14 protein-coding genes are annotated in these 14,668 nt (G+C 59.0%); 8 read left to right on the forward strand and 6 right to left on the reverse strand.

Features of this window, described 5'->3' with window-relative positions; translation table 11 throughout:
* The first annotated feature begins 297 nt into the window (after nucleotides 1-297).
* Both ACR0MS_RS10930 and ACR0MS_RS10935 read left to right on the forward strand, forming a co-directional pair.
* The gene (locus ACR0MS_RS10930; protein WP_480572272.1) at nucleotides 298-501 is read left to right on the forward strand and encodes a hypothetical protein; all 204 of its coding nucleotides are present in this window, start codon (nucleotides 298-300) and stop codon (nucleotides 499-501) included.
* A 114-nt stretch (nucleotides 502-615) separates the two neighbouring features.
* Nucleotides 616-2,661 carry an acetyl-CoA carboxylase biotin carboxylase subunit gene (locus tag ACR0MS_RS10935; protein WP_480572269.1) on the forward strand — a complete coding sequence of 682 codons (2,046 nt, stop codon included), beginning with the start codon at nucleotides 616-618 and terminating at the stop codon, nucleotides 2,659-2,661.
* Between the two features lie 76 nt (nucleotides 2,662-2,737).
* On the opposite strand, the gene ACR0MS_RS10940 is transcribed toward ACR0MS_RS10935, so the two are convergent.
* Nucleotides 2,738-3,184 (reverse strand): DUF4174 domain-containing protein, encoded by a 447-nt coding sequence (locus ACR0MS_RS10940; RefSeq protein WP_480572266.1) that lies wholly within the window; start codon nucleotides 3,182-3,184, stop codon nucleotides 2,738-2,740.
* A 169-nt stretch (nucleotides 3,185-3,353) separates the two neighbouring features.
* On the opposite strand from ACR0MS_RS10940, the gene scpA reads away from it, so the two are divergent.
* From scpA to ACR0MS_RS10970, 6 genes are all read left to right on the forward strand, one after another.
* Nucleotides 3,354-5,480 carry a methylmalonyl-CoA mutase gene (scpA, locus tag ACR0MS_RS10945; RefSeq protein ID WP_480572263.1) on the forward strand — a complete coding sequence of 709 codons (2,127 nt, stop codon included), beginning with the start codon at nucleotides 3,354-3,356 and terminating at the stop codon, nucleotides 5,478-5,480.
* A 99-nt stretch (nucleotides 5,481-5,579) separates the two neighbouring features.
* Nucleotides 5,580-6,182, forward strand: a complete 603-nt coding sequence (locus ACR0MS_RS10950; RefSeq protein WP_480572260.1) for a VOC family protein — start codon at nucleotides 5,580-5,582, stop codon at nucleotides 6,180-6,182.
* The gene (locus tag ACR0MS_RS10955) at nucleotides 6,179-6,703 is read left to right on the forward strand and encodes an N-acetyltransferase family protein (RefSeq protein ID WP_480572257.1); all 525 of its coding nucleotides are present in this window, start codon (nucleotides 6,179-6,181) and stop codon (nucleotides 6,701-6,703) included. Before ACR0MS_RS10950 ends, ACR0MS_RS10955 begins: the two co-directional genes overlap by 4 nt.
* Before the next feature lie 9 nt (nucleotides 6,704-6,712).
* Nucleotides 6,713-7,393, forward strand: a complete 681-nt coding sequence (locus tag ACR0MS_RS10960; RefSeq protein WP_480572254.1) for a TerB family tellurite resistance protein — start codon at nucleotides 6,713-6,715, stop codon at nucleotides 7,391-7,393.
* Between the two features lie 5 nt (nucleotides 7,394-7,398).
* On the forward strand, nucleotides 7,399-8,403 hold the full coding sequence (locus ACR0MS_RS10965; RefSeq protein WP_480572251.1) for an endonuclease/exonuclease/phosphatase family protein: 1,005 nt from the start codon (nucleotides 7,399-7,401) through the stop codon (nucleotides 8,401-8,403).
* 38 nt (nucleotides 8,404-8,441) lie between these two features.
* Entirely contained in the window at nucleotides 8,442-8,831 is a 390-nt protein-coding gene (locus tag ACR0MS_RS10970; RefSeq protein ID WP_480572248.1) for a hypothetical protein, read from the forward strand.
* A 3-nt stretch (nucleotides 8,832-8,834) separates the two neighbouring features.
* Here ACR0MS_RS10970 and ACR0MS_RS10975 read toward each other — a convergent pair whose 3' ends face one another.
* From ACR0MS_RS10975 to ACR0MS_RS10995, 5 genes are all read right to left on the reverse strand, one after another.
* Nucleotides 8,835-10,379 carry a Ppx/GppA family phosphatase gene (locus ACR0MS_RS10975; RefSeq protein ID WP_480572246.1) on the reverse strand — a complete coding sequence of 515 codons (1,545 nt, stop codon included), beginning with the start codon at nucleotides 10,377-10,379 and terminating at the stop codon, nucleotides 8,835-8,837.
* A gap of 49 nt (nucleotides 10,380-10,428) precedes the next feature.
* The gene (locus ACR0MS_RS10980; protein WP_480572243.1) at nucleotides 10,429-11,118 is read right to left on the reverse strand and encodes an HdaA/DnaA family protein; all 690 of its coding nucleotides are present in this window, start codon (nucleotides 11,116-11,118) and stop codon (nucleotides 10,429-10,431) included.
* Nucleotides 11,119-12,201, reverse strand: a complete 1,083-nt coding sequence (locus ACR0MS_RS10985) for an AI-2E family transporter (protein WP_480572240.1) — start codon at nucleotides 12,199-12,201, stop codon at nucleotides 11,119-11,121.
* Nucleotides 12,202-12,292: 91 nt separating this feature from the next.
* Entirely contained in the window at nucleotides 12,293-13,267 is a 975-nt protein-coding gene (locus ACR0MS_RS10990; protein WP_480572237.1) for an isopenicillin N synthase family dioxygenase, read from the reverse strand.
* Nucleotides 13,267-14,631, reverse strand: a complete 1,365-nt coding sequence (locus ACR0MS_RS10995; protein WP_480572234.1) for an FAD-dependent oxidoreductase — start codon at nucleotides 14,629-14,631, stop codon at nucleotides 13,267-13,269. Before ACR0MS_RS10995 ends, ACR0MS_RS10990 begins: the two co-directional genes overlap by 1 nt.
* Nucleotides 14,632-14,668 lie beyond the last annotated feature (37 nt).

Consider the following 14,668-nt stretch of genomic DNA (forward strand, 5'->3'; position numbering starts at 1 on the left):
ATCAAACGGAAACGATGCGTGGTTGGCGACCGAATGTGTGACGTGCATGGTTGATGGGCCGTGCGGCTCTACTTTGCCTGCGCCGCACATGCACCTACTATTCCGTACCCCTTCCTTCCGCGGGCAGGCTTGTGAAACCCACAATTCCCTGCCCGCGTTTTTCTTTGCGCGTGAATTGCGCAAAAAGCGGCATAAATCTGCGCAAACCCGGAATTTGATCCGCCTGATATTGAATAACAAGGCGCAAATCCGACATGTGCCCCCGAACGCATCTAATAACCTGAAGGGGCAGATATCATGCGAATTAACAAAGTCGTTCTTGTATTGGCGACCTGCGCGGGCCTTGCGGCCTGTGGTGAAAACACGGGCGAACAGGCGCTGCTTGGCGGTGGCGCGGGCGCGTTGGGCGCGGCCGTCCTTAGCGCCGACCCGTTTGTCGGGGCTGCGGTCGGTGCCGCTGGCAACGTGCTTTTCTGCAAAACACAAAGAAACTGCTACTAACGTAATCCTCGGGGCGCGCGCCGCCTCGACCGTCATCGCGCATCACGCCGTCGTGGGGTTTAGGCCTTGCGGCGGCGTTTTGCGTTTCCAGAACACCAAGACAAAGGACGTCCCATGTTCAACAAGATCCTGATCGCCAACCGGGGCGAGATCGCCTGCCGGGTCATCAAGACCGCTCGTAAAATGGGTATTGGCACCGTCGCCATCTACTCGGACGCGGACAAGAACGCATTGCATGTGTCGATGGCGGATGAAGCTGTCCATATCGGGCCGCCGCCTGCGAACCAGTCTTACATTGTGATCGACAAGGTCATGGATGCGATCCGTCAAAGCGGTGCACAGGCGGTTCACCCCGGATATGGTTTCCTGTCTGAGAACTCTAAGTTTGCCGAGGCCCTGGACGCCGAAGGTGTTGCTTTTGTCGGTCCGCCGGTTGGTGCGATTGAAAGCATGGGGGACAAGATCACCTCGAAGAAAATCGCGCAGGACGCGGGTGTTTCGACGGTTCCCGGATATATGGGCCTGATCGAAGACGCGGATGAGGCGGTGAAGATCTCGAACGAGATCGGCTATCCGGTCATGATAAAAGCCAGCGCTGGTGGCGGTGGTAAAGGCATGCGGATCGCTTGGAATGATGATGAGGCGCGCGAAGGCTTCCAGTCGTCCAAGAACGAGGCCGCGAATTCCTTTGGCGATGACCGGATTTTCATTGAAAAATTCGTGACCCAGCCCCGCCATATCGAGATTCAGGTTCTGTGCGACAGCCACGGCAACGGCATCTATCTGGGCGAGCGCGAATGCTCGATCCAGCGCCGGAATCAGAAGGTGGTGGAAGAGGCCCCGTCGCCCTTCCTCGACCCCGAGACCCGCAAGGCGATGGGCGAACAGGCGGTCGCTTTGGCGAAGGCCGTGGATTACGCCAGCGCCGGGACGGTGGAATTCATCGTGGACGGCGACAAGAATTTCTACTTCCTGGAAATGAACACGCGTTTGCAGGTGGAACACCCTGTGACCGAGCTGATCACCGGTGTCGATCTGGTGGAACAGATGATCCGCGTAGCCGCAGGTGAGAAACTGACCATCACCCAAGATGACGTGACCCTGACTGGCTGGGCGATTGAAAACCGTTTGTATGCCGAAGACCCGTATCGCAACTTCCTGCCCTCGATTGGCCGTTTGACCCGTTATCGCCCGCCGATGGAAACGGCGGCCGGTCCGATGTTGGTGAATGGCAAATGGCAGGGTGACGCGCCCGAAGGCGAGGCCGCAGTGCGTAACGATACCGGCGTCTACGAGGGCGGCGAGATCAGCATGTACTACGACCCGATGATCGCCAAGCTGTGTACATGGGCCCCGACCCGTGAAGCCGCGATTGAAGCGATGCGCGTGGCGCTGGACAGCTTCGAGGTGGAAGGCATTGGTCACAACCTGCCGTTCTTGTCAGCTGTGATGGATCACCCGAAATTCATCAGCGGCGACATGACCACCGCCTTCATCGCCGAGGAATATCCGGACGGGTTCGAAGGTGTTGAACTACCCGACGAAGACCTGCGCCGTATCGCGGCGTCCTGCGCAGCCATGTACCGGGTTGCTGAAATCCGTCGGACTCGCGTGTCGGGCCGTATGGACAATCACGAACGCAAGGTTGGCAACCGTTGGGTTGTATCGCTGCAAGGGCAGGAGTTTGCGGTTCGCGTTGGCGCGGACAAGGACGGCGCGACGGTCCGGTTCGAGGACGGGTCAACCCTGCGCGTCGCTTCCGAATGGACGCCCGGTGACCAGCTTGCGGTGGTCGAAGTGGACGGTGATCCGCTGGTCATGAAGGTCGGTAAAGTCTCGGGCGGGTTCCGTATCCGCAACCGGGGTGCGGACCTGAAAGTCCATGTGCGCCGTCCGCGTCAGGCGGAATTGGCGCGTCTGATGCCTGAAAAGCTGCCGCCCGATACCTCGAAGATGCTGCTTTGCCCGATGCCCGGCCTGATCGTAAAGGTCGATGTCGAAGTGGGGCAGGAGGTGCAGGAAGGTCAGGCTCTGTGCACCGTCGAGGCGATGAAGATGGAAAACATCCTGCGCGCCGAGAAAAAGGGCGTGGTCGCCAAGATCAACGCTGGTCCCGGCGACAGCCTCGCCGTGGACGATGTGATCATCGAGTTCGAGTGATCATGACGGCGCGTTTGCCATATCCCGTTGATACCCCGGCGTTCTGCGCCGGGGGGCTGGGGCGTGGCAAAAGCGTTCAGCCGCCCTCACGCCTTTCGCGAATTTCGCGTTCGCGCAGGGGGGTCTTGTCGATGGACCGGCCAATCTCGCGCACGCTCCACGGCGACGGTTTGCGCAGTTTGACCACACCGTCCTTGTCGACAAACACCATCTGGAACCCGCGCGGCCGCAGTTGCGACCGGATCGGGGACCGGGCCGATGGGTCGGTATCTGTCAGCACCACAACGTCGCGATCCCGCATGGCCGCTTCGCCTTCAACCAGCATGTCGATCTGCTGTTGGAACCGTGGGTCCGCTGGGGTGTCGGCAAAGACGACGATGGGTCGGCTGACCCACAAAAACTCGCTGAGATCGCTGTCACTAGCAGGGCGGACGAATTCGTCTTCGGCAGGCGCAGACCCGTCAGCGGCAAGGGCCGCCAGCGGGATTAGTGCCGAGAAAACAAGGGCAAGCGTTCGTGTCATTGGGCCTCCTGTCCCATCGAATATAGCCCCTGTGTCGATGAATGCGACCAGTGAAATGCACTGCGCGCTCAATTTGTTGCGTGCAGCCCGACTGGATCGGGCAATCCGAAACATAACTGCGGGCAGGTTCCTCTCTGCGCGCGATCCGAAATAGGAAAAGGAAATCGCCATGACCGATACCAAAGACTGGCAGGCGCTGGCCGAGAAAGAGCTGCGCGGTCGTCCGCTGAAAGACCTCACCAAAGAGACTTTGGAAGGCATCGACGTCAAGCCGCTCTATACAGCCGAGGACACCGCTGATCTGCCGCATATGGGCACGCTGCCGGGGTTCGGCCCGTTCACGCGTGGGGTGAAGGCCACGATGTATGCGGGCCGCCCCTGGACGATCCGGCAATATGCAGGGTTCTCGACGGCTGAGGAATCGAACGCCTTTTACCGCCGCAATCTGGCCGCCGGTCAGCAGGGTGTGTCCGTGGCCTTCGATCTGGCCACGCACCGGGGCTATGACAGTGACCACCCGCGTGTGGTGGGCGATGTGGGCAAGGCAGGCGTGGCCATCGACAGTGTTGAGGATATGAAGATCCTGTTCGACGGTATCCCGTTGGACAAAGTCTCGGTCTCGATGACCATGAACGGCGCGGTGATCCCGATTCTGGCGAATTTCATCGTTGCGGGCGAAGAACAGGGCCACGACAAATCCGTCCTGTCCGGCACCATTCAGAATGACATTCTGAAAGAGTTCATGGTGCGCAACACCTATATCTACCCGCCTGAACCGTCGATGAAAATCATCTCGGACATCATCGACTACACCTCAAATGAGATGCCCAAGTTCAACTCGATCTCGATCTCGGGGTATCATATGCAAGAGGCCGGTGCGAACCTCGTGCAGGAACTGGCCTATACGCTCGCCGATGGCCGAGAATATGTCCGCGCTGCGACGCAGGCCGGGATGGACGTCGACAAGTTCGCGGGCCGTCTGTCGTTCTTTTTTGCCATCGGTATGAACTTCTTCATGGAGATTGCCAAACTGCGCGCCGCCCGCACCCTGTGGCATCGCGTGATGACCGATTTCGGCGCGAAATCCGAGCGGTCGAAAATGCTGCGCACCCATTGCCAGACCTCCGGCGTGTCGTTGCAGGAACAAGACCCCTATAACAACGTGATCCGCACCGCATACGAGGCGATGAGCGCGGTTCTGGGCGGTACGCAGTCGTTGCATACCAACGCGCTGGACGAGGCGATTGCCCTGCCCACCGATTTCTCGGCCCGCATTGCGCGTAATACTCAGCTTGTGTTGCAGGAGGAAACCGGCGTGACCGATGTGGTCGATCCGCTGGCGGGGTCTTATTACATCGAAAGCCTGACCAATGAGCTGGTCGAAAAGGCATGGGCCCTGATGGAAGAGGTCGAAGAGATGGGCGGCATGACCAAGGCCGTCGCTTCGGGCATGCCCAAGTTGCGGATCGAAGAAAGTGCCGCTCGACGTCAGGCAATGATCGACCGGGGCGAAGAAGTCATCGTCGGCGTCAACAAATACCGCAAGGAACAGGAAGACCCGATCGACATTCTGGACGTCGACAACGTGGCCGTGCGCGAGGCACAGGTCGCACGGTTGGAGCGTATCCGCGCAACTCGTGACGAAGCTGCTTGCGAAAAGGCGCTGGACGCGCTGACCAAGGCCGCCCAGGAGGGTGGAAACCTGCTGGCGGCTGCGGTCGAAGCCGCCCGCGCCCGCGCTTCCGTAGGAGAGATCAGCATGGCAATGGAAAAAGAGTTCGGCCGCCATCGCGCCGAGGTTAAAACACTGGCTGGTGTCTATGGCGCGGCCTATGAGGGCGACGAAGGTTTTGCCGCCATCCAGAAATCCATCGAGGAGTTCGCCGAGGCCGAAGGCCGTCGCCCGCGTCTGCTGGTGGTCAAGATGGGGCAGGACGGGCACGACCGGGGCGCCAAGGTGATCGCGACCGCCTTTGCCGATATCGGGTTTGACGTGGATGTTGGCCCGCTGTTCCAGACGCCCGCCGAGGCCGCACAGGACGCGGTGGACAATGACGTGCATGTGGTCGGTATTTCCTCGCAGGCGGCGGGGCATAAAACACTGGCACCGCAATTGGTGGAAGAACTCAAGAAAGCCGGGGCCGAGGATATCATCGTCATCTGCGGTGGTGTGATCCCTCAGCAGGACTACCAGTTCCTCTATGATCATGGGGTCAAAGCGATCTTTGGTCCGGGCACCAATATCCCCGAGGCGGCGCAGGACATTTTGCGCCTGATTGGTGAGGCCAAGGGTTAATGCGGGTTTCCCACTGAAAACCCTTGTGATCCCGCGCCTTTGGCGGAAACATACGACCAGATCCGTTTGGGTCTGGTCGTTTTTCGTAGGAGGGCGCTCATGTTACTCGATCATCTGGCCGTCGCGGGTGAAACGCTTGAAGACGCCGCTGCTCATGTTGAGCAGGCGCTGGGTGTCCCCCTTCAGGACGGTGGAAAGCACGAAAAATTCGGAACATACAATCGGCTGCTTGGTCTGGCGGATGGCCTGTACCTTGAGGCGATCGCGATTGACCCGTCCGCACCGCGTCCCGACCGGACGCGCTGGTTCGACCTTGACCGGTTTCAGGGAAGTCCGCGACTGACAAACTGGATTTGCCGTGTCCCGGACATCGAAGCATCGCTTGACGTTTTCCCGGATGGCGTCGGACATCCCATTAACCTGACCAGAGGCGCACTGAGCTGGCGTATGGCGGTTCCCCCCAACGGGCGGTTGCCGTTTGACAACTTGTTTCCCGCATTGATCCAATGGCACGGCGACCTGCACCCCGCGCAGATGTTGCAGGATAGCGGATGTCGATTGCGACAGTTGGTTGTGTTCCATCCCGACGCGCTTGAACTGGCAAAACTGCTGGGGGCTTTGGACCGCGTGGTATTTGATTCCGGCCCCGTCGCCCTGCGCGCTGAGTTTGAAACGCCCCATGGCCTGCGCGTGCTGGAATGATCATCCGTCAGGCTAAAGTTACCGATGCGGATGCCATTGCTGAGATCACCAACCAGATCATTCGGGACACGCTTATAACCTTTACCACAGCCGAGCGCGACTTGGCCGGCATAGCCGACGATATCAAAAACCGTGGCCCCGCTTTTCTGGTGGCCGAGTTGGGCGGGCAGGTTGTGGGTTTTGCCACCTACGGCCCGTTTCGTTCTGGTCCAGGATACGCCCAATGCCGGGAACACTCTATCCAACTCTCTCCCATGGCGCGTGGGCATGGTTTTGGCCGCGCGTTGATTGCTGCGCTAGAGGCTGTGGCCACGGACGCGGGCGTCCATGTTCTGGTTGGGGGGATATCGTCGGCAAACCCGGCGGCGATTTCGTTTCACGCCGCGATCGGCTTTGAAAAAGTCGGGTGCATGCCAGGGGTTGGGTTCAAGTGGGGCAAAAGGCTGGATCTTGTGCTGATGCAGAAAATTCTTGCCGCTGACCCATTGGTTGCACCTGACACCGGCGAATTGGGGCGTTAGGGTGCGATCATGTCGATCTGGACCCGCATATCCGACGCGCTGAGCGCGCTTGCACAGGGCGAAAGCCTGACCGCTGTTTTTGAAATTCTTCGCACACCGCCTGAACGGTCGGTCGCGTTTACCATTGCCGTAATCGCGCTGGGCGCAAAAATGGCCAAGGCCGATGGGCAAGTTACACGGGACGAGGTCACAGCCTTTCGCGACGTGTTCCAAATCGCGCGCGAGGATGAAGCCGACGCCGCCCGCGTTTTCGACATGGCCCGGACCGACGTCGCGGGCTATCAGGAATACGCGCGCAAGATCGCCGGAATGTTCGCCGATGACAGCACCACGCTCTGTGATTTGATGGAAGGACTGTTCCATATCGCGATGGCTGACGGGTTCTACCATCCGAACGAAAATGAGTTTCTTGAGGAGGTCAGCCGGATATTCGGGCAGACCGAAGCCCAGTTTCTTGCGCTGCGGGAAAGGTTTGTGCCGGACGCGCCCAAAGACCCCTATACGGTGCTGGGCGTCCCGCACGACATGCCTTTGCCCGATATCCGCAAGGTCTGGCGGCAATTGGTGCGCGAAACTCATCCTGATGCAATGATTTCACGCGGGGTCCCCGAAGAGGCCATTCGTCTGGCCGAAAAGAAGATGATCGACATCAATCGCGCCTGGGATCAGATCAATGGCGCCCGAGCCTGACACTCATGCGATTGGCGACCTACAATATCGAGTGGTTTGCCAATCTGTTTGACCGCAAAGACCGGTTGATTTTTGACGACAGTTGGTCCGGCAGACATGATGTCACGACCGCCCAGCAGGTCGAAGCGATCGCTAAGGTTCTGACTGCCATCGACGCCGACGCCCTTTTGATCGTCGAAGCGCCGAACACCGGCAAAACTCAGAATACTGTCCGCGCGTTGCAGCGGTTTGCCGAGGCTTTTGATCTTCGAACCAGTCATGCAGCCATGGGCTTTGCGAATGATACGCATCAGGAATTGGCCTTGCTGTATGATCCCGCCTGTCTTTCAGTGCGCCACGACCCGATCGGTGATGATGCAGCGCGGTCCGATGCACCCCGCTTCGATTCGGTGTTTCAAATTGACCTCGATATCGACGCGACCGAGGATCAGGTGCGGTTCTCAAAACCGCCTATGGAGATGGCAGTCAAAACTCCGACCGGTGCTTCGTTGCGCCTGATCGGAGCGCATCTGAAATCCAAGGCGCCGCATGGGGCGGAAAGCCGCGACGAGGCGATCCGCATTTCAATCGCCAACCGCCGCAAGCAGCTCGCTCAGGCGGTTTGGCTGGCGCGACGGATCAAGGCCCATATCGCCAAGGGCGAGGACGTCATTCTTCTGGGTGACCTGAATGATGGGCCGGGACTTGATGAGTTCGAAAACCTGTTCGGTCGGTCTTCGGTCGAAATTCTGCTAGAGTCGGGGCTGTTCGATCCGCATGCAATCACAGCATATGGGCCAGAACCGGGGGTAATTCCGTCAACGGCGCGTTTTCCAAGACCTGAATCCGGTGGGCACCTCGAAGCGCTGTTGGATTACATAATGATCAGCGACGGATTGCGCGCGCGCCGCCCTGAATGGCGCATCTGGCACCCGTTTCATGACCCGATCTGCAAGGCTCAACCAGACTTGCACGACGCGCTTTTGACCGCGTCAGACCATTTTCCGGTGACTTTGGATATTGACCTTTGACCTTTAACCAACAGCCTCAACCGCTTATATCGTCTGACATGAAAAACCTTGTTTCCATATGTGCAGTGACACTGGCGCTGGCCATGCCTGCGCATGCAGAAGATGAGACCGGACAGTCCTTGATGGAGCAGGGCGCAGAACTGTTCTTTGAGGGGCTGCGGCAGGAAATGGAGCCTGCATTGGAGGACTTGCTGGGATTGGCGGATCAGTTCGGTCCGGCCATGCAGTCTTTCTTTGAAGAAATGGGGCCGGCTCTGGCGGAACTGGTCGGTGAAATTCAGGATTGGAGCGCGTATGAGGCTCCGGAAATCCTGCCCAATGGGGATATCATCATTCGGAAAAAGCCGTCTGTGCCTGAGAATGCTCCGGACCCAGAAAAGGCCCCCGATCCATCCGAGGACCTGCCCGAAGGCGCGACCGATATCTGAGCGCTACCCTTTTGTAATAACGCGTGTCTCAGATTTCAGCGCGGTGGCCAGAGAATTCAGTCGCGCTTCGGCGACTTCATTGAATAGCAGACTGGCCGATTTCGGCAGGTACAGATCCAACTGGCGCTTTTTGGGATAAAACCGCAGAGTTCCCATCGTTGCGTTGCTTTGCATCCAAAGCATCGCGCCAAACCGCATGGCCTTGCCCAGAATTTCAGCCTGTTTCTGGTCTTTCTCGTCCAGCAGCTCATAGAGCGGTGCGAACCTGTTGCCTTCGCGTTTGTTGCGGTACCGATGCTGCAACGCAAGGCCGATGAAAACGCGTTCAGAGTGCTTCAGTCCGCCGAGATTGGCACGCGTAACATTATCAAAACAAACTTCCGCACGGTAGTCGGGATGGGCGCGCCAACTTACGTCATGCAGCAGGCACGCGGCTTTGATCAGCCTGATCCGGGCAGGGGGGGCCGATTTGAAAAGAGGCATCACAAAGTCAAAGAGGTGCTTGCCAAACCCGGGAAGACGCGCGTCTTTGGCCTCGGAAAACCGGCTGGCTTCAACAAGCGGATCGCGGTCTCGCAAGACTTGCGGCATTTGTTCGTACAGCAGGCCCTCGCGGATGCCATAGCTGGAAATGGCGATGTCCTTGGGTTTGAATGTTCGAACCAGCCGCCCAAGCACGTCCATCGCGTAAGGAATCAGCGACATCCGAGATCCGGAAACCCCAGCCAGGCTGCGCAGTTTATCCGGATCGCCCTTTTCAATGAACTTAATGGTTTCGCGAACTTGCGACGTGGTCATGCGGTATTCGTGCAAGACGTTCAGCGGATACCCCCGCCGCAGCATGTCCAGACGCGCAAACGCCCGCCAACTGCCCCCGACCAGAAACAGACGGTCGCGTTGTGGACCCATTTGGGCGCGCAGCTCTTCCATGGTTTCTTTGATATGGGCCTTTCGCGCGCGTCGACCGCCTTTGATATCCCTCAGCTTGAGCGGACCAAGGGCTGACGTGACACGTCGCCCGACCTCTCCGTCGCCGATCTCGGCCAGTTCCATGGAAGACCCGCCAATGTCACAGATCAGACCGTAGGCACCGGGCCATCCCAACAGGACGCCCTGTGCAGACAGGCGAGCCTCTTCTTCGCCGTCGATGACCGAAACGGTCAGGCCGGTTTCGCTGTACACCTCGGCGCAAAAATCCGGGCCGTCTTCGGCTTCGCGCACGGCGGCAGTGGCCACAACATGCAACCCCGGAAGGCCCAGATCCTCGGCCAGTTGGTTGAACCTCTGCAAGGCAGATAATGCACGCACGCGTCCGCGTGGGTTCAAGCGACCGGTCTCAGAGAGGCCAGCACCAAGTTCGCACATGACTTTTTCGTTGTAAAAATATGCCGGAGATCGCGCGGCCCCGTCAAAGATCACCATCCTGACCGAGTTTGACCCGACATCAACAACCCCCACGCGCGACAGGGCGCGCGCCTCGGGGTCGTCGAATAGTGGTTTTCCGAAAGGCCCCCAGTCGGGGATATCGGTCTCGACGGTCTGATCCATGTCTCTTCCAGATATTCCGGGCTTAGAATGCGAGATCACCGGGTGCGGGTCAATTACCAGATTGGAATTCATCGCGCTCTGAGCTCAGGACACGCACGGCCAAAGCCCGCGTGATTTCACGTTTTTCCGACAACGCCAACTGGTCCAGTTGCGCGACGACACTGGCAGCCGTCTCGAACCGCCTGTCCATGTGCTTGACCAGATAGGCAATGACCTCGGGGCCGGGGTTCAGTTGCCTGTCGACAAACAGCTTGGCCAGAACCGCACCCAGCAGCGCGTCATCCGGCGGGTCCAGCGCAACATGGTGCGCACCCTCGATCCGGCTTTGCAGATCGGGCAGGGGCAGTTCCCAGAACTTCGGAGCCATACGCCCTGTTATCAGCAGAGCATTCCCTTCGGCCAAAACCAGATTGTGCAGGTGAAACAGGGTTTTCTGCTGCTCAATGTCACCAGCGATCATGGGCACATCTTCGACAGCAATTGCTGAACGGGCCAGGTCTGGCACGTCGTCGTGTGTGATGTCTTTCGCCTGTACAATGCGTCCGCCCGTTTCGGCGGCCCAGACATGGGCCAGATGCGTTTTTCCGGCCCCGGCGGGACCGCTGAGAACCAGCTTGTTCCCCGGCCATGACGTGGCCGAGATCATGGCAACGGCCAGTGCATTTGCCGGGGATACGAAAAAGTCCTCTCGCCCCAGCGCAGTTTTGGCCGGAAGATCAAAGCTCAGTTGGTGGGCCATTTATTCGTCTTTCTGGTCAGCCTGTTCAGCGCTTTCTAAACCGGTGTATAGACGGCTTTCCAGATAGATCGACGTGGCAAACCGTGCCAATACGCCCAAGGCTGCCGCGACCGGGACGGCAATCAGCATGCCGACAAATCCGAACAAGGCGCCGAATACGGACAGGGCCAACAGCAACCACACCGGGTGCAGCCCGACCGAGTTACCGACCAGTTTCGGGGTCAGAAAGTTGCCTTCGGTCACCTGACCCAACGCAAATATCCCGGCGACCAGGCCAATTTGCACCCAATCGCCCCAGAACTGAAACAGGGCCAGCCCAATGGCCAACATGCCGCCGATGAGCGCGCCGAGATAGGGAATAAAGGTAACCAGCCCGGCGATGAAACCGACGATCAGGCCGAATTGCAAACCCACGGCCATCAATGCCACAGCGTAATAGGTGCCAAGGATCAGGCAGACCGTGCCCATGCCGCGCACGAACGAGGCAAGGACGTCGTCGATTTCCCCGGCAAGCCGTTTGATGGTGGGGGCGTGATCACGCGGCAGCAGCTCTCCGATGCGGGCAATCATGCGATCCCAGTCCAGCAGCAGGTAAACGGCAACAACCGGCACGATCACCAGCAGAACAACCACGTTGATGGCCGAGCTGAACGATGAGGCGACAGATTGCAGCACATCGCCGGACTTGGATTTCAGCGTTTCCCCCAACGACACAAGGAATTGGTGCGAGTTGGATTCGCGATCCAGCAGGGAAGGGAACTGTTGTTCGATGAAACTGCGCAGTTGCTTGATCAGGCTGGGCAGGACCTCGATCAGGTCGATCAACTGCGTGACGAGCGCGGGCACGACCATCAGCACCATCAGGACAAAGCCCAATATCCCGACGACGGTTATCAGTCCGGTTGCCGCGATCCGCGACAGGCCCCACCCTTCAAGCCGGTCGGCGACGGGATCGAGAAAATAAGCAATGGCGCCACCGATCACAAAAGGCAGCAAAACGTCGCCAAGTGCCCATAACAGAAGCACAAAAATCGCCGCTGCAATGCCCCAGTATCTAAGTTGATCCTTCACGGGCAAAGCCATGCTCATCCCCTTTTTATCGGTTCTTGCACAAGTTATTGGCTTATGAACGCCTGCGATGCAAGCGTTTCATTTCTTTGGACTATTGTCGCGGTTAATCGCCTAGCGTGCCCAATTCGGGCGTCTGATCGTGGGCTATTTCGTCCGGCCAGTTGGTGCGCCAGATTTCTGCAGACCAATGGCCACAATGGACCGAGGGACGATCGAAACCGTCGACGGGGTTCAACAAGGGTGAAACAACCACATCATGGCGTGGTACTGCGAAATAGGGGAACGAGTATCGCTCGTTTCCCGAACGGTTGACGACCCGGTGGGGCGTCGACATGAGCCTGCCGCCTGACCACAGCTCCAGCATGTCGCCGATATTCACGATGAACCCATCTGGGGGGCAGTCCGGGGTGATCCATCCTCCGTCTCGGGTCTGTACCTCAAGCCCACCGACCGGATCGGGCGCGATAATGGTCAGCGCGTCGGTATCCTTGTGGGGATGAATGCCATAACCACCTTCGTCAGCGGCCTGTGGCGGGTAATGCAGCAGGGTCATATTGGTCATCGGAGTGTGAAACGCCTTGCGTAACACCTTGTCTTCCAGCCCAAACCCAGCTTCCAAAGCGGCCAGCAACACGTCAGTGACACCATCCAGTTGGGACCAATAGTCCAGAATGATCCCGCGGGCCTCTGGCACTTCCTTGGGCCAGATGTTCGGGCCATACAGACTGCAATCTGCCCGGACCGTTGCGTCTGCGGCGACGTCATAGTGAAGCTTATAACCTTCGTACTTGTCTGCCTTGCCCGTCCCGTCATTTGGCGTGAAGAAGCCCATGGGGATATACCCCCGGTAATTCTGTCGCGTGATCGCCTGATCCCATTTCGAAGATTCTTCGACAGCAAAGATTTTCCGAACACAGGCGCGAACAGTCTTTACGGTCTCGGGCGCTATTCCGGTGCCGGTGATGGACAAAAAACCGATGCCGGTGCAGGCGTCGATGACTTGATCCACTGTCTGTCCACAGCGCGGGTGGTCCGGCTCAAACAGCGGTGCGATGTCTATCGTCGGGATGTGATCCATCAGTGAATCCTGACGCCCTGCCGGTCCAGTTCCTTGTGAACGGGGGCGAGGTTCATATCGTGCACGTCTTGATTGCTTTTCAGCGACAGCGCGGCGGCGATCCCCGCGCCTTGCCCCATCACGGCGCAGCACGCCATGTTGCGTGTGGCCGCGTGTGCCACCTTGTCCGATCCGTGCGAACGCCCCGCGACCAGCAGGCCCTTAATCCCCTTGGGCAGCATGGACCGGTACGGGATCTGCATATACCGCCCCGTCGTTGGCAGGATCAGGATGCCGTACCCGTCGATGAATTCGGGGTAGATGCCGATGGTATCCTCGAACCGACCCTGATGGCGGGCGTCATCCTCGGTCATGTTGTACGTGGCGTCGATCTTGCGGGTGTCGCGGATGCCGATGGTCATACCGAAGTTGCGCAGCCGCGCGTTCTCGCATCCCGGCATGAAGCGTCGCAGCGCCTCGATAGCCAGCATCGATTGACGACGGCCCTCGATCTCACCGCGCGTCAGGCTGTCGGGATCGGTGCCGTCAATCTCGGCCAGATGGATGAGGTTCATGTAGGTCAGCTCACCCGTGTCATGCATCGCGCCCCAAGTGCCCGCGATGGTGTTCAGGTGCGGCGGGATCAGCCCCGCATCAATCGCCTGCTGGAAGGGTTTGTGAACGAAGGGCGAGAACATATCGTCCTCTTTGCCTGAGGTCTCGATATTCCACTCGCCACCGCCGCCCCAGTCCTTATAGGTCTGCGGGTCGGCCTTGACGCCCTCCATAAAGGCGCGTTTGTCGACACCGGCCAGATGGAACATGACCGAGGCGGCCATCATATCCTCGCGCGCGGTCTTGTGAGTGGGGGCGCCTGCGCGGTGGGCGACGTCAGCATCCCCCGTGGCGTCGATCACAACGCGGGCCAGAATAGCCTCGCGACCCGCTTTGGATTCGGTGATGATGCCGGTGATCCGGTCGCCGTCCATGATCGGGGCCACGAACTGTCGATGCAGCATCGGATGCACGCCTGCCTCTTGCACCAGCTTGTCAGCCACCAACTTGAACCCTTCGCTGTCCAGTTCATAACTCAGCGATTGGCTTTCCGGCACCGCCGCGCCCATCTCTTTGGCGCGCGTCTCGAACTCCATCCCGATGCCGCCTGCCTCGACCGTTTGCTCGTGGCGATACCACGCGAACCCTTCGACCCCCACGGCGGTGATATTGCCGCCCATGCAGCCGAACCGGTCGACCAGAGACACCTCGGCCCCAGCACGTGCAGCAGCCAACGCAGCGGCCAGACCAGCGGGGCCAGAGCCGACGACCAGAACGTCCGTTTTGTGGACCACAGGGATTTGACGGGCGGGTTCCGAGATTGTCTGCATCGCGGCCTCTTACTTTTACATTCCTGTCACATTTGAG

The sequence above is a fragment of the Ruegeria sp. CJ2 genome, from assembly GCF_056536745.1.

Excerpts from the sequence above, each read along its gene's own strand:
- scpA (WP_480572263.1), top strand. The coding sequence starts at position 3,354 with ATGACCGATACCAAAGACTGGCAGGCGCTGGCCGAGAAAGAGCTGCGC.
- ACR0MS_RS10985 (WP_480572240.1), bottom strand. The coding sequence starts at position 12,201 with ATGGCTTTGCCCGTGAAGGATCAACTTAGATACTGGGGCATTGCAGCG.
- ACR0MS_RS10980 (WP_480572243.1), bottom strand. The coding sequence starts at position 11,118 with ATGGCCCACCAACTGAGCTTTGATCTTCCGGCCAAAACTGCGCTGGGG.
- ACR0MS_RS10940 (WP_480572266.1), bottom strand. The coding sequence starts at position 3,184 with ATGACACGAACGCTTGCCCTTGTTTTCTCGGCACTAATCCCGCTGGCG.
- ACR0MS_RS10990 (WP_480572237.1), bottom strand. The coding sequence starts at position 13,267 with ATGGATCACATCCCGACGATAGACATCGCACCGCTGTTTGAGCCGGAC.
- ACR0MS_RS10995 (WP_480572234.1), bottom strand. The coding sequence starts at position 14,631 with ATGCAGACAATCTCGGAACCCGCCCGTCAAATCCCTGTGGTCCACAAA.
- ACR0MS_RS10935 (WP_480572269.1), top strand. The coding sequence starts at position 616 with ATGTTCAACAAGATCCTGATCGCCAACCGGGGCGAGATCGCCTGCCGG.
- ACR0MS_RS10950 (WP_480572260.1), top strand. The coding sequence starts at position 5,580 with ATGTTACTCGATCATCTGGCCGTCGCGGGTGAAACGCTTGAAGACGCC.
- ACR0MS_RS10930 (WP_480572272.1), top strand. The coding sequence starts at position 298 with ATGCGAATTAACAAAGTCGTTCTTGTATTGGCGACCTGCGCGGGCCTT.
- ACR0MS_RS10975 (WP_480572246.1), bottom strand. The coding sequence starts at position 10,379 with ATGGATCAGACCGTCGAGACCGATATCCCCGACTGGGGGCCTTTCGGA.
- ACR0MS_RS10970 (WP_480572248.1), top strand. The coding sequence starts at position 8,442 with ATGAAAAACCTTGTTTCCATATGTGCAGTGACACTGGCGCTGGCCATG.
- ACR0MS_RS10955 (WP_480572257.1), top strand. The coding sequence starts at position 6,179 with ATGATCATCCGTCAGGCTAAAGTTACCGATGCGGATGCCATTGCTGAG.
- ACR0MS_RS10965 (WP_480572251.1), top strand. The coding sequence starts at position 7,399 with ATGCGATTGGCGACCTACAATATCGAGTGGTTTGCCAATCTGTTTGAC.
- ACR0MS_RS10960 (WP_480572254.1), top strand. The coding sequence starts at position 6,713 with ATGTCGATCTGGACCCGCATATCCGACGCGCTGAGCGCGCTTGCACAG.